We start from the raw sequence: 14,284 nt of genomic DNA on the forward strand, positions 1-14,284 counted from the left end.
GAAAAACAGTTAGTTAATGTTGTGTTGCGAAATATTAATTAAATTAATAATAAAAAAATAATATTCATAATTTATTTAAATAATAAAAACATAAAGCATAATTTTTTTGAATAGTTGTATTCTAGGCTTTTGTAGTTGTTTGTGAGAAAAACTCAAATGAGAATTTTATATTTTAGATCTTTCATTTTGATTATGGCAACTTTTTTGATAAGAAAGTATTAACTGTTCTGAAATAAATCCAGCTAATAATTAGTTATTTAATTTTTATTTTAACAAACAGGACGCAACAGGATACTATTTTTATGAACTTCTTATATTTTTACTCGATTACAATCGTTCTAAGAAAAGTATCTAGTATTTCTATAAATGATACATTTAAGTATTAATTTAGATATTGACTGAGATGGATTAATAGAAACACTTTATTACAACTAATCACAGAATACCATAAGACACAATGAGACTAAAGAAAAACTACTCCTTATTTATTGTTGCATTTTTATTTGCTTTAAGTGCATTTGCACAAGATACTGCGCCTTCGCCTTGGCCAAAATCATCTAATGTCAATCAGCCTTGGGCTCGTTGGTGGTGGATGGGTAGTGCCGTTGATAAACCCAATCTTAAAAGAAGCCTTGAGGATTTTCATAATGCTGGAATTGGCGGTGTCGAAATCACTCCTATATATGGAGTGAAAGGAGAAGAAAATAATTTTATTGATTACCTCTCTCCAAAATGGATGGAAATGTTGGATTATTCCGTTCAAGTAGCGGATAGTTTGCACATGCAAGTCGATATGGTTTTAGGTACAGGTTGGCCTTATGGAGGATCTCACGTGACTTTGCCTTATGCTGCCACCAAGTTGATTGTAGAAAAATACCAACTTAAGAAAAACGAAACCTTTGACAAAGCTATAGAAATTGACAAAGCCAAAGAAAAAATACCAGCGGACCTATTGTATGTAATGGCATACAGCAGTGATGGTAAGTGTGTAAACTTGACACAAGAACTAAAAGGAAATGTGCTTCAATGGAAAGCTAAAAAAACCGATTATACTATTTATGCGGTTTTTAGCGGAAAAACAGGTCAGCAAGTAAAAAGAGCTGCACCAGGAGGAAAAGGATATACCTTAGATCATTATTCAGAAGAAGCATTAAATGCTTATGTTGTGCCCTTCAATGAAGCTTTCAAAGGACGAGAAGGAAAAGTAAGAGCTATTTTTAATGATAGTTATGAAGTCTATGGAACTGATTTTACCCCACGTTTTTTCGAAGAATTTAAAACTAGAAGAGGGTATGATTTAAAAGAAAAATTACCTCTTTTGCTCAGCGAAACCGATAATGCAATTGGCAACCGCATTAAAAGCGATTACCGACAAACTATTTCGGATTTACTTTTGAATAAGTTTGACAAACCTTGGACAACTTGGGCCAATTCGAAAAACTTCAAAACCAAACTTCAGGCCCACGGTTCGCCCGGAAATTTGATCGATTTGTACGCTTCGGCGGATATTCCTGAATGCGAAACTTTTGGTTCCATGCCTTTTGATATTCCCGGTTTTAGACGTGAAAAAGAAGATATTCGCGAAGGCGATGCCGATCCTGTAATGTTGAAATTTTCCTCGTCGGCAGCACATATTTCTGGAAAACTATTGGTTTCTTCTGAAACTTTTACTTGGTTGCGCGACCATTTCAAAATCGCTTTGTCACAATGCAAACCCGAAGCCGAAGAATTGCTTCTCAACGGTATCAATCATATTTTTCTTCACGGTTCAACCTATTCGCCAGATCGAGCTAAATGGCCAGGGTGGAAATTTTATGCTTCCGCCAATTTTAATAATACCGACCCCACTTGGGAAGATGCGCCTGCTTTGTTTTCGTATATTTCAAATTGTCAATCGATGCTTCAGCAAGGCAAATCCGATAACGAAACTTTGGTCTATTGGCCTATTTTTGACACTTGGGATAAATACCAAAAAGGGACTTTGTTTTTTGAATTCAAAATACATTCCCTTTCACAATGGTTACACGACACCTCTTTTTATAACACAACAAAAAATTTGATGGACAAGGGATACGGAGTCGATTTTATCTCGGATAATTTCATTGCTCAAGCTCAAGTCAAAGACGGAAAAATAGTTTTACCAGGCGGAACTTTCAAATCAATAGTTATTCCTGCTTGCGAAAAAATGCCATTGTCAACTTTGCAAAAATTAATCGATTTGCAAAAAGCAGGAGGAAAAATTATTTTTGAAGGACTTCCAAAATCGGTTCCGGGTTATTTTGAATTTGAAAATCAAAATCAAAAATTAGCAGCTTTAATAAATGAAAACAAGAATACTATTCAGCCTGTTTCGGATATTTTCAAAGCGTTAGAAATTGCTCAAGTTTATCCAGAAACCCTTGTGAGTTCAGGCTTAAAATACATTCGAAGAAATGTAGATGGAGAAAAAATATACTATTTAGTCAATCATACTTCCAAAACGATTGATGGTTTTATTCCGTTACAAATTGGTAATAAAGAAGTTGTGATTTTCGATCCGTTGACTAAGGAATTTGGCAATGCTATTGTTCAAAAGCAAGCCGAGGTTACTTTGGTTAAACTTAAAATAGAACCAGGACAATCTTTTATTCTGAAAACAGAAAATACTGCTTCTCAAAAGAAATGGAACTATTACGAAAAATCAGCGGAACCAATGGTTTTAAACGGAAAATGGCAACTTACTTTTGATAAAGGAGGACCTAAATTGCCTGCAACAGCAACCGTTTCTAATTTAGAATCTTGGACAAAACTAAGTCCCGAAGCCGAAGCTTTTTCAGGAACAGCCACTTATACTTTGCAATTTGACAATACAAACAATACGGTAGAAAATTGGAGTTTAAATCTAGGCGATGTTCGCGAAAGTGCCAAAGTGTGGTTGAATGATCAATTTATTGGTACAGCTTGGTCGGTTCCTTACCAATTGAACATTGGAAAATTAAAAAAAGGAAAAAACACTTTAAAAGTTCAAGTGACTAATTTGGGTGCCAATAGAGTTCGTGATATGGAACTTAAAGGCGAAGAATGGAAGATTTTCTACGAAATAAATATGGTCGATAAAGACTATAAAAAATTTGATGCCACAAAATGGAATCCTACACCTTCTGGATTATTAGGACCAGTAACTATCACTCCTTTAAAATCACAAAATTAAATCCCTAATTAATCATTCTATAAGATGAAAAAACTGTTTTTATTTTTTGCAATTTGCTTTTTGAATTTTAATAACGCAAACGCTCAACAATTGTTTGATAAAAAACAAGTGTTAAAACAAATGATGCTTGCCAATGACTATTTTATGAAAAAATGGCCCGAAGTGAGTAAAACAATAGTTACTAACAAAGAACGTCCTAGCAATATTTGGACTCGTGGGGTTTATTATGAAGGGCTAATGGCTTTGCACGAAATCTACCCAAAAGAGGAATATTATAGATATGCTTATGATTGGTCTGAGTTTCACAAATGGAGTTTTAGAAATGGGAGTGCCAATCGCAATGCCGATGATTATTGTGCAGCCCAAACCTATATCGATTTGTACAATTTAGAACCCGATTCTAAAAAATTAAAAAGTACAAGAGCTACTTTGAATATGTTGTTGAATACACCTCAAAACGACGATTGGTCTTGGATTGATGCCATACAGATGGGAATGCCTGTTTTTGCCAAAATGGGAGTGTTAGAAAAAGACAATCGCTATTTCGAAAAAATGTACCAAATGTATATGTATTCCAGAAATAATCATGGCGACCACGGACTTTACAATCCAAAAGATGGTTTGTGGTGGCGTGATGCCGATTTTGACCCACCCTACAAAGAACCCAACGGCGAAGATTGCTATTGGAGTCGTGGCAACGGCTGGGTAATTGCGGCTTTGGCCAAAGTGTTGACTATAATTCCAGAAAACGCACCGCATAGAGACCAATATGTAAAGGATTTAAAATCAATGTCCGAAGCATTAGTTAAAATACAACGTCCCGATGGATTTTGGAATGTAAGCCTGCACGATCCAACTAATTTTGGTGAAAAAGAAACTTCAGGAACAGCCTTATTCGTTTACGGTATGGCTTATGGTGTAAACAACGGAATCTTGAAAAAAGAAACCTATTTGCCAGTAATTCAAAAAGCTTGGAATGCTTTGACAAAAGAAAGCTTACACGAAAATGGATTTTTAGGATATTTGCAATCCACAGGAAAAGAACCAAAAGACGGACAACCATTATCGTATGATAAAATTCCTGATTTCGAGGATTATGGTTTGGGATGTTATTTGTTGGCAGGTTCCGAAATTTATAAAATGAACTAATAAAGTCAAATTTAAAATCATTTAGATTACTATAAAATTGAATATGTTTTTATGAAAAATCTCAGTAGTAGTTTCGTTTTAATTCTTTTATTTTTGGCGATAAGCCTTCCCGTTTTTTCTCAAAACAAAGAAATTCCTTTATGGGATAAAATACCAGGAGTTATCGAAGCGCCAGATTATAAACAAGAGCCACGATTGGATGCTCAGGGTAATATAACAGGAATTAGAAAAGTTACCGAACCCACTTTGAAAGTTTTTTTGGCAGCCAATAAAAATGCTAAAAATGCAGCGGTAATTATTTGCCCTGGCGGAGGATACGCACTTTTGTCGCACGAAAAAGAAGGCGATAAAGTAGCTGCTTGGTTCCAATCGATAGGCATTTCGGCATTTGTGCTCAAATACCGTTTGCCAAGTGATATTATTATGAAAGACAAAACCATCGGCCCTTTGCAAGATGCACAAGAAGCCATAAGAACATTACGCCGACGTGCCGATGAATGGAATCTTGATCCTAAAAAAATAGGCGTTATAGGCTTTTCCGCAGGAGGACATTTGGCCGCAACAGTGTCAACACGTTATAATGACAAAGTGTATGATTCTAAAGATAATGTAAGTGCTCGTCCTGATTTTTCTATTTTGATTTATCCCGTAATTTCTATGGAAGATGGAATCACTCACAAAGGCTCACAAGAAAACCTTTTAGGGAAAAATGCCAGCAGTGAATTGATAGCTAAATATTCGAACGAAAAACAAGTCGATGCAAATACACCAAAAACATTTTTGGTTCACGCTACTGATGACAAAGCAGTTCCAGTAGAAAATAGTCTCAATTATTATTTGGCTCTAAAAAACCAAAAAGTCCCAGTTGAAATGCACCTTTATGAAAATGGCGGACATGGTTTTGGTCTTGGTGTTCAAGGAACCCATAAAAATTGGCCCGCTGCTTGCGAAAAATGGTTGGTTTCCAATGGATTTCTTCCAAAACCAGATGGATATGTGTTTACTTATTTCAAAGGCAACGGAGAAGACGGATTGCATTTGGCTTACAGTGAAGACGGTTATAAATGGGAAGCTTTAAAGAAAGACGCTTCTTTTTTGACTCCCGAAGTGGGCAAAGACAAATTGATGCGTGATCCTTGTGTTATAAAAGGCGGAGACGGTTTGTACCACATGGTTTGGACAGTAAGTTGGACCGATAAAGGAATTGGTTATGCTTCTTCTAAAGATTTAATTCATTGGTCGCAACAAGAGTTTTTGCCTGTAATGGCACACGAAAAAAATGCCAGAAATACTTGGGCTCCCGAAATCACTTATGATGAAAAATCAAAAACATACATGATTTATTGGGCATCCACCATTGATGGAAAATTTACCGAAACACAATCAACAGAAGAAAAAGGGTATAATCATAGAATTTATTATACCACAACTAAAGATTTCAAAAGTTTCAAAAAAACAAAATTATTGTACGAACCGGGTTTTAATGTGATAGATGCTTCTATTGTAAAAGATGAAAAAGGCTATACTATGTTCTTAAAAGATGAAACAAAAGTTCCGGTTCAGAAAAATTTAAAAATAGCCACCAGTAAAAATTTGGAAGGGCCATACACCAAAGCAAGTGAACCAATCACTGGAAAATATTGGGCAGAAGGACCAACCGCAATCCAAATAAATGGTCAATGGTTAGTTTATTTTGATAAATATACTCAGAAAAAATATGGTGCTGTAAAAAAAACCGCCGAAGGATGGGAAGACATTTCAGAACAAGTTAGTTTTCCTCAAGGAACCCGCCATGGTACTGTTTTGAAAGTTCCAAACTCAGTAATTGCTGAGCTAAAAAAATAGTTTTAATCCATATACTTTTTTGACTTTTATTAAAGTTTTACGACTTTGGTAAAAGTCATTTCTGTATAATTGAACTAAAATACACGGAATTGTTTAGCTTTGTTGGGGAATAGAAATCTTGACAAAACATTTTTAAACTTACGCATTGGCAAACGAACGCATCATATTAGGAATCGACCCCGGAACCACGATTATGGGTTTTGGTTTGATAAAAATTGTCAACAAGAAAATGGAATTCTTGCAACTTAACGAATTGCAATTGTCCAAATACGACAACCATTACCAAAAACTAAAAATCATTTTTGAACGCACCATAGAATTAATCGACACGCACCATCCCGACGAGATTGCGATTGAAGCGCCTTTCTTTGGCAAAAACGTACAATCGATGTTGAAACTCGGAAGAGCTCAAGGCGTGGCAATGGCAGCGGGACTTTCGAGAGATATTCCCATCACCGAATATGAACCCAAGAAAATTAAAATGGCAATAACTGGCAACGGAAATGCCAGTAAAGAACAAGTCGCTAAAATGCTCCAACAACTTCTCGGACTAAAAACATTACCCAAAAATCTCGATTCTACTGATGGATTGGCTGCTGCGGTTTGCCATTTTTTCAATTCCGGAAAAGTGGTTGGCGAGAAAAGTTATTCGGGTTGGGATGCTTTTGTGAAGAATAATGAGGATAGAGTTAAAAAGTAGTGGTAAGTGGTCAGATTTTTAAAAATCAATTATAATGTTTAAAGAGTTGTCATTTATAGGGTTCATATTTATTCCATTAATTTTTACAATTAGCAGGAAAGTATTGAGGGAACGAAAGTCTTTTTTAATAATATTAAGTTTCTCAATTTTAGTTTCAATTCTTGCTTTATGTGAAATGAATTATGAAACAAGTGATTCTCCAAATTTTATTTTATTTTGGTTTTGTCCGTTATATTCATTGTTGCTTTATCGATTAATGTTAATTCCTTTTTGGGCACGAAAGAAAAGAGATCCTAAAATCCCACCAAGAGAGTTGTTTTATTCGGGCAATGTAAACCATTTTGCAGATAATTTTTTTGGATTTGTTTTTATGTTATTGAGTATGCTTTTACCAATGATTTTAATAGTCAACTTAAGGTAACTACAAAATATGTCCGGAATCTATATCCACATACCATTCTGCAAGCAGGCTTGTCATTACTGCGATTTTCATTTTTCGACTTCGATGAAGAAGAAAGACGAGATGGTTTTGGCTTTGGCCAAAGAAATACAAATGCGCAAAAGTGAGTTCAAGGATGAGGTTGTTGAAACCATTTATTTCGGTGGAGGAACGCCAAGCAGATTGCAAATTGCAGATTTGAGATTGCAGCTGGATGCGATTTACGAAAATTATAAAGTTGCCAAAAATCCCGAAATCACGCTCGAAGCCAATCCCGATGATTTGTCGGAAGACTATTTAATCGAACTTTCAAGAATTGGAATCAATCGACTTTCTATCGGAATTCAATCTTTTTTTGAGGAGGATTTAATGATGATGAATCGAGCCCACAATTCGGTAGAAGCCAAGAAATGTCTGGAATTGGCAACAAAATATTTCGACAATATTTCCCTCGATTTAATTTATGGCATTCCCGAAATGAGCAACGAAAAATGGAAACAAAACATCGAAACGGCTTTGAGTTTTGGTATTCCGCACATTTCAAGTTATGCTTTGACGGTCGAACCCAAAACAGCTTTAAATAAATTAATTCAAACTGGGAAAATTGCCCAACTCAAAGACGAAGTGGCCGAAGCACATTTTCAGATTTTGGTCGAAATGCTCGAAAATAATGGTTTTATCCATTATGAATTGTCGAATTTCGGAAAAGAGAATTATTTTTCGAAGAACAATTCCGCTTATTGGTTGGGGAAAAAATACATCGGAATTGGACCATCGGCACATAGTTATGATGGCATTTCTCGCAGTTGGAATGTTTCGAACAACACCCTTTATTTGAAATCATTGGAGGAAAATAAATTACCCAATGAAATTGAAATTTTATCCACAAATGACCGTTACAACGAATATATTATGACGGGTTTACGAACCATTTGGGGTGTATCCTTGGATAGAATTTTGGATGAATTCGGCAATGAATATTTAAACTATTTGCAAAAACAAGCACAGAAATTTATAAATGATGAGTTGCTTTTTGTTGAAAACAATATCTTAAAGCCTACTCCAAAAGGAAAATTTCTGACCGATGGAATCGCTAGTGATTTATTTTATTTAAATTTGGAATAATAAATAGTAATCATAAATGTTATACGAATGAAAGAAATTTTAGAGATCCGTTATAGTTTGTTTCTCACGTTTGTTTTCGTGTTTTTATTTATGAATGTTGCTATTGTTTTTGGTCAGGAAAAAAAAACGAAAGACACCTCAAATTTTGTGTTTTACCCAGATAAAATTATGCTTAGAGCCAACCTCAGTACTCAAGCAGATTCTTATGTTTTACAGGATAAAATGGCTGGTGATTTGTTTTTGGAAACCAATACTAATTACAAATTATTCTTATCGGTAGATTATAAATTTATAGGTTTTAGTTATGGTTTTTACCCTTATTTTTTTGACGGGAATAATGATGATGACATCAAAGGAAAATCTTCTTATTCGGATTATAATTTTAGATTTTTTTTGGGGAAATGGTTGCAAACGGTTCAATATAGTAAGACCAGAGGTTATTATGTAGAAAACACAATTGACTTTAATCCGGATTGGGTAGAAGGGAAAGACCCTTATATACTGTTTCCAAATCTCAAAAATGAGCAGTATGGAATGTCCACTTCTTATATTTTTAATCCTAAATTTTCACTTAAAAGTATTTATTCATTTACAGAATGGCAAAAAGAAAGTGCGGGAAGTTTTATTCCAACCTTAGCTTATGACTACAATAAAATTTATTTTAATGCTAACGGAACCCAAAGCGCTCAAAAAGAGTATGATGTTCGAATAGCAGCCAGTTATTTTTATAATTTTATTATCCATAAAAGATTTTACATAGCGCCCAATTTATCTCCATCTATTGGTGTAAAGTTTATGGATTTCAAGAGTTCGGCATCAGGAGTACAGGAAACAGAAAATGGAACTTACTTTACTAAATATCTGGAAGGAGGATTGAAAATTGGTTACAATACCGAAAGGATTCTTTTTGGAGCTAGTTTTAATTTTAACGAAAGCTGGTACAATGAAACCAAAACTAAAGTTATATCTAACGGTAAAGGTTATGGGTTTCTTTATTTTGGGTATCGATTTGATGCACCAGATTTTATCAAAAAACCTGTAGATATTATTAATGATAAAATGAAACTTTAAAAACAAATTGACCCTAATGCAAGAAATAATTACCGTTTCAACTGACAAAACGAAACTTGATGTTCCTTTCATCCAAGATTTTTTGAAGGATATTTATTGGGCAACTGGAAGAACTATTGACGAAGTGCAAACCACGATTGATAGTTCGTTATGCTTCGGGATTTATCTGAATGATGTCCAAATTGGGTTTGCCAGAGTGGTTACAGATTATGTGGTTTTTGCCTATTTGATGGATGTTTTTATTGCCGAAGAACATCGAGGAAACGGCTATTCCTCTATTTTAATTGAAGCGATGATGAACGAACCCGTTTTGAAAAATATTAAAATATGGCGATTGGCCACATCCGATGCGCATTTTTTGTATGAAAAATTTGGTTTTAAAGCATTGGCGCACCCAGAAAAAATGATGGAAAAAGTAACGATATGAACCTAGAAACCTACTACGAATATTGCCTGTCCAAAAAAGGAGTAACCGAACATTTTCCGTTCGATCAAGATACTTTAGTTTTTAAAGTGGGAGGAAAAATGTTTGCTCTTTCCTCTTTAAATCAATGGGAAAAAGGCGAACCCTCGGTCAATTTGAAATGCAATCCCGATTATGCCCAAGAATTGCGAGCCCAATACAGCGATGTCAAACCAGCATTTCATATGAGCAAAGTGCATTGGAACACCGTGGTCATCAACAACGAAATTTCAGATAAAATTGTCAAAGAATGGATTGACGATTCCTATGATTTGGTTTTCAAAAGTTTGACCAAAAAAATTCAAACCGAAATACTTCAATTAGAAAATTAGGCATTACTTTTGTTAAATATTCTTAGAACACTATTCAAATAAAAACACAATGATTGACAATATAAAAAAATTCTTGAACGAAGAACAAGACCCTAAAGCCATCGAAAAAATCACTTCAAAATTGAATGATTTATTGATGAAAAACGAAGAAATTGGTTATATCGCTGTTCAAAAAAAACCAGCCATTACCGTTTTTCCGGACAGCATCGTGGTGACCAACAAACGAATCATCATTTGCCAACCCAAAAATATGGGACTTTCGATGAATTTTACCGATTTTACTTGGGACGAAATTGAAGGAACTTTTATGAAAGAAAACATTTTGGGTTCTGAATTTTCGTTTTCGACCAAAACACAAATTCAAGTTTCTATTGATTACATTCCAAAAATTCAGGCCAGAAAAATTTCTACTTACGCCAAAGAGCAATTGGATTTGCTGAAAAATCCCGTGGTTGCTGAAGAAGCAAAACCACAAATTCCAGAATATATTCCCGAAGAAATCGTGGAAGAAGTAGAAACAGAAGAAGTCGTAAATTATGCCGAAATTATGCCAGCAGTTGCTAATTACGCAGAGCCTATTGTAGAAAATACAGCTACTTCAACCGAAAAACCAACAACCGAATTATCGCAAGATGAGCTTTTTGCCAAGCTTCAAAACTACAAGAAACTTCTCGATAATGGATTGATTTTACAAGGCGAATACGACGCTTTCAAAAAAGAAATTTTGAGTTTGATGTAATAATCATCTCGTTTTAAAACAACAAACCCGACAAGTTTCGATTTGTCGGGTTTTGTTTTTTATAAAGTTCTCTTTTGTTTTTCCACAAAATTATATGCTTGAAGTTCCAGTAATTCGGTGGCTTTTTGACGTTGCAAATCATACAATTTCTTGTCTTGCGCGATATCTTCATAGACTTTGTCGTGCATCGATGCGCTGGTTTTTACCAATAAATCACGTTGGTATTTATCTTGTGCTAAAGTGACTTTCAAAGCGGTTTCCAAGTCTTCCAACTTATAATCGTATTCGCCTTTTTGGGACAATAATTTGGCTATAATTGGCGAAGTTTCAATAGCCAAAAACAACAACATAATAAACAACGAAGGAATCAACGGCAGTTTGTTCAAAGCGTTGATTCTTGCCATCAAACCATCAAATCCATCAATTATGGGTTGGGTTTCTGTAACTTTTTTGTCTAAATCGGCTTGAAGTGTTATTGCTTTTTTGTCGTTGACAGCAATTTTTGCTAAGTTGGTTTTTCTGACGGAATCTAGTTCGGCTGAAGCCAAATTGTGCTTGGCAATTTTTTCCTTGAAAACAGGACCTTTCCCCAATTTCATTGTACCTTTGGTTCCTTCGGCTTCGGCAATGTAAGTTTCATAAAGTGTATTTACTTCTTTTTCTTTTAAAGAAATTTCTGCTTTCAACTTATCAGTTTCCGCTTTATTTTTATCTAAATCTGATTTGAAATAATTGGCGACTTCCTTCTTGTTTTTCAAAGCCATTGCGTTTTTCTCTTTCAATAAAACGGTATTGATTTCTTTTTCAAAAATTTTGATTTCCAAAGGTTTAGAAATCACGATAGCAATGATTATCGCTAAAATAATTCGTGGACTAGCTTGCAAGAATTCACTCTTGAAACGGTCTCTTTTTCGAATAGTGGAAACAATGAAGCGATCCAAATTAAAAATAAGTAAAGCCCAAACTATTCCAAATCCCATTGCAATAAAAGGATTGTCGAAAACCGTGAAAAGTGCATAAGAACTGGCAATGAAAGCCATCACGGCAGTAAAGAAAACAGTAGCGCCAATACCAACATACTTGGTTTGTTCGCCTTCGGAGCAGCCTTCTAGCAAGGTTTTGTCGGCTCCAGAACAGAGAATAAAAAATGATTTTAACATTGTGATTGATTTGATTGATGATTGATTAGTAAAGTTTTAACGGAGAACGTTACATTTTGTTGTTAGAACTATTTTTGGTAAAACAAAAAGAGTCATGCTATAAACATGACTCTTTCTTTAAAGTGAATAACGGATTTGTATATTTTAAAAACTTCTTAAATAGACAATAAGAATAGTTATGACTTTTTCTTGAGTAAATTAACCAATAAAATTCCCCAAGCCAAAATCAACAGCAATCCGCCAATTGGAGTGATAAATCCAATGGTTTTAAAATCAAACGAACTCAGTTTATTGGTAGCCAATCCGTATATCGAACCCGAAAAGAAAATGACTCCAGTAACAACTAAATAATAAATGGTTTTTTTTGCTTTTTCAGAAAGTTGGGAAGTCAGCCCTATAAACAATAAAAACAAGGCGTGATACATTTGATATTTTACTCCCGTTTCGAATGTTGTAAGTTCTTCAACGGCTAATACTTTTTTCAAAGCGTGTGCGCCAAATGCGCCAAAAATGATAGCCAACATTCCAAAAAATGCTCCTGTAGAAATTATTTTTTTATCCATTTTAATTTATTTACAGTACAAAAGTATCTCTTTCTTGTCAAATTCAAATCAATTAGAATAATGATTTTTACTTGTGTTATTTTTGATTTTAAATCATTTGAATTTGTTGTAAATACAACAATTACATATATTTGTGTTAAATTATTACAATAATGAGAACGATTTTAATTATAGGAGCCGGAAGATCAGCCTCTTCATTAATTCAATATCTACTAAACAAGTCGGTTGAAGAAGGTTTGCATCTTATTATTGGGGATTTGTCATTAGAATTTGCTCAAAAAAAGACAAACAACCATCCAAATGCTACGGCAATTTCATTAGATATTTTTGATGAACGTTCCAGAAAAGAAGCAATTCAAAAAGCGGATATTGTGATTTCGATGTTGCCCGCACATCTTCATATTGAAGTGGCCAGAGATTGTGTTTTTTATAAAAAAAATATGGTTACCGCTTCCTATATTAGTGATGCGATGCAGGAATTAGACGTTTTGGTCAAAGAAAACAAGCTTGTTTTTATGAACGAAGTGGGTCTTGACCCTGGAATTGATCATATGAGTGCGATGAAAATAATTCATGAAATTAAGAGTAAAGGAGGTAAAATGCTTTTGTTTGAATCCTTTTGCGGAGGGCTGGTTGCTCCTGAGTCAGATACGAATTTGTGGAATTATAAATTTACTTGGGCACCTCGAAATGTAGTTTTGGCGGGTCAAGGCGGAGCAGCAAAATTTCTTCAAGAAGGAACTTATAAATACATTCCGTATTGCAATTTATTTCGCAGAACGGAATTCTTAGAGGTTGAAGGTTATGGTAAATTTGAAGCCTATTCTAACCGAGATTCCCTAAAATATTTGGATGTTTATGGTTTGGATGACGTACTGACTTTATACAGAGGAACCATTCGCAGAGTGGGTTTTTCCAAAGCTTGGAATATGTTTGTCCAACTCGGAATGACTGATGATAGTTATATTATGGAAGATTCTGAAAACATGAGTTACCGACAATTCGTGAATTCTTTCTTGCCCTATCACCCAACAGATTCGGTCGAAATCAAGATGCGTCTGATTTTAAAAATTGACCAAGATGATAGTATGTGGGACAAATTATTGGAATTGGATTTGTTCAATCCCAACAAAAAAGTAGGTTTGAAAAACGCCACGCCAGCTCAAATCCTCGAAAAAATCCTGACCGATAGTTGGACATTGCAACCTAACGACAAGGATATGATCGTGATGTATCATAAATTTGGCTATGAATTGAACGGCAAAAAACAACAAATTGATTCCAAAATGGTTTGCATCGGCGAAGACCAAACCTATACCGCAATGGCGAAAACCGTTGGATTGCCCGTTGCAATGGCAACCTTATTAATCCTCAACGGAAAGATAAAAACTCCCGGAGTGCAACTTCCTATTCGTGAAGAAGTGTATTTGCCCATTTTAAAAGAATTGGAAGAATACGGGGTTGTTTTCAAGGAACAAATCGTGCCTTATTTGGGGTATAATGCTTGA

Annotated in this window: 12 protein-coding genes; 10 read left to right on the forward strand and 2 right to left on the reverse strand. The window is 34.8% G+C overall.

The window, feature by feature from the left end; all coding sequences use genetic code 11:
* Positions 1 to 457: 457 nt before the first annotated feature.
* From C3L50_RS14605 to C3L50_RS14650, 9 genes are all read left to right on the forward strand, one after another.
* Positions 458 to 3,190: a glycosyl hydrolase gene (locus tag C3L50_RS14605; RefSeq protein ID WP_103806924.1), complete on the forward strand. Its 2,733-nt coding sequence runs from the start codon at positions 458 to 460 to the stop codon at positions 3,188 to 3,190.
* Between the two features lie 24 nt (positions 3,191 to 3,214).
* Entirely contained in the window at positions 3,215 to 4,339 is a 1,125-nt protein-coding gene (locus C3L50_RS14610) for a glycoside hydrolase family 88/105 protein (RefSeq protein ID WP_103806925.1), read from the forward strand.
* Positions 4,340 to 4,390: 51 nt separating this feature from the next.
* On the forward strand, positions 4,391 to 6,184 hold the full coding sequence (locus C3L50_RS14615; protein ID WP_103806926.1) for an alpha/beta hydrolase fold domain-containing protein: 1,794 nt from the start codon (positions 4,391 to 4,393) through the stop codon (positions 6,182 to 6,184).
* 145 nt (positions 6,185 to 6,329) lie between these two features.
* Positions 6,330 to 6,884: a crossover junction endodeoxyribonuclease RuvC gene (ruvC, locus tag C3L50_RS14620; RefSeq protein WP_103806927.1), complete on the forward strand. Its 555-nt coding sequence runs from the start codon at positions 6,330 to 6,332 to the stop codon at positions 6,882 to 6,884.
* Positions 6,885 to 7,314: 430 nt separating this feature from the next.
* Positions 7,315 to 8,448 (forward strand): radical SAM family heme chaperone HemW, encoded by a 1,134-nt coding sequence (hemW, locus tag C3L50_RS14630; RefSeq protein WP_103806929.1) that lies wholly within the window; start codon positions 7,315 to 7,317, stop codon positions 8,446 to 8,448.
* A 27-nt stretch (positions 8,449 to 8,475) separates the two neighbouring features.
* On the forward strand, positions 8,476 to 9,519 hold the full coding sequence (locus C3L50_RS14635; RefSeq protein WP_103806930.1) for a DUF4421 family protein: 1,044 nt from the start codon (positions 8,476 to 8,478) through the stop codon (positions 9,517 to 9,519).
* A gap of 25 nt (positions 9,520 to 9,544) precedes the next feature.
* Positions 9,545 to 9,946 (forward strand): GNAT family N-acetyltransferase, encoded by a 402-nt coding sequence (locus tag C3L50_RS14640; RefSeq protein WP_103806954.1) that lies wholly within the window; start codon positions 9,545 to 9,547, stop codon positions 9,944 to 9,946.
* Entirely contained in the window at positions 9,943 to 10,314 is a 372-nt protein-coding gene (locus C3L50_RS14645) for an MmcQ/YjbR family DNA-binding protein (RefSeq protein WP_103806931.1), read from the forward strand. The genes C3L50_RS14640 and C3L50_RS14645 overlap by 4 nt, the downstream gene beginning before the upstream one ends.
* 49 nt (positions 10,315 to 10,363) lie before the next feature.
* Positions 10,364 to 11,053, forward strand: coding sequence for a PH domain-containing protein (locus C3L50_RS14650; protein ID WP_103806932.1), 690 nt, complete (start codon positions 10,364 to 10,366; stop codon positions 11,051 to 11,053).
* A gap of 59 nt (positions 11,054 to 11,112) precedes the next feature.
* On the opposite strand, the gene C3L50_RS14655 is transcribed toward C3L50_RS14650, so the two are convergent.
* Together C3L50_RS14655 and C3L50_RS14660 are read right to left on the reverse strand one after the other, a co-directional pair.
* A complete protein-coding gene (locus C3L50_RS14655) occupies positions 11,113 to 12,213 on the reverse strand; it encodes a DUF4407 domain-containing protein (protein ID WP_103806933.1) in 1,101 nt (366 codons plus the stop codon).
* Between the two features lie 176 nt (positions 12,214 to 12,389).
* A complete protein-coding gene (locus tag C3L50_RS14660) occupies positions 12,390 to 12,776 on the reverse strand; it encodes a DUF423 domain-containing protein (RefSeq protein ID WP_103806934.1) in 387 nt (128 codons plus the stop codon).
* A 152-nt stretch (positions 12,777 to 12,928) separates the two neighbouring features.
* On the opposite strand from C3L50_RS14660, the gene C3L50_RS14665 reads away from it, so the two are divergent.
* Entirely contained in the window at positions 12,929 to 14,284 is a 1,356-nt protein-coding gene (locus tag C3L50_RS14665; protein ID WP_103806935.1) for a saccharopine dehydrogenase family protein, read from the forward strand.

Source organism: Flavobacterium alvei (assembly GCF_002920895.1).
Lineage (GTDB): Bacteria > Bacteroidota > Bacteroidia > Flavobacteriales > Flavobacteriaceae > Flavobacterium > Flavobacterium alvei.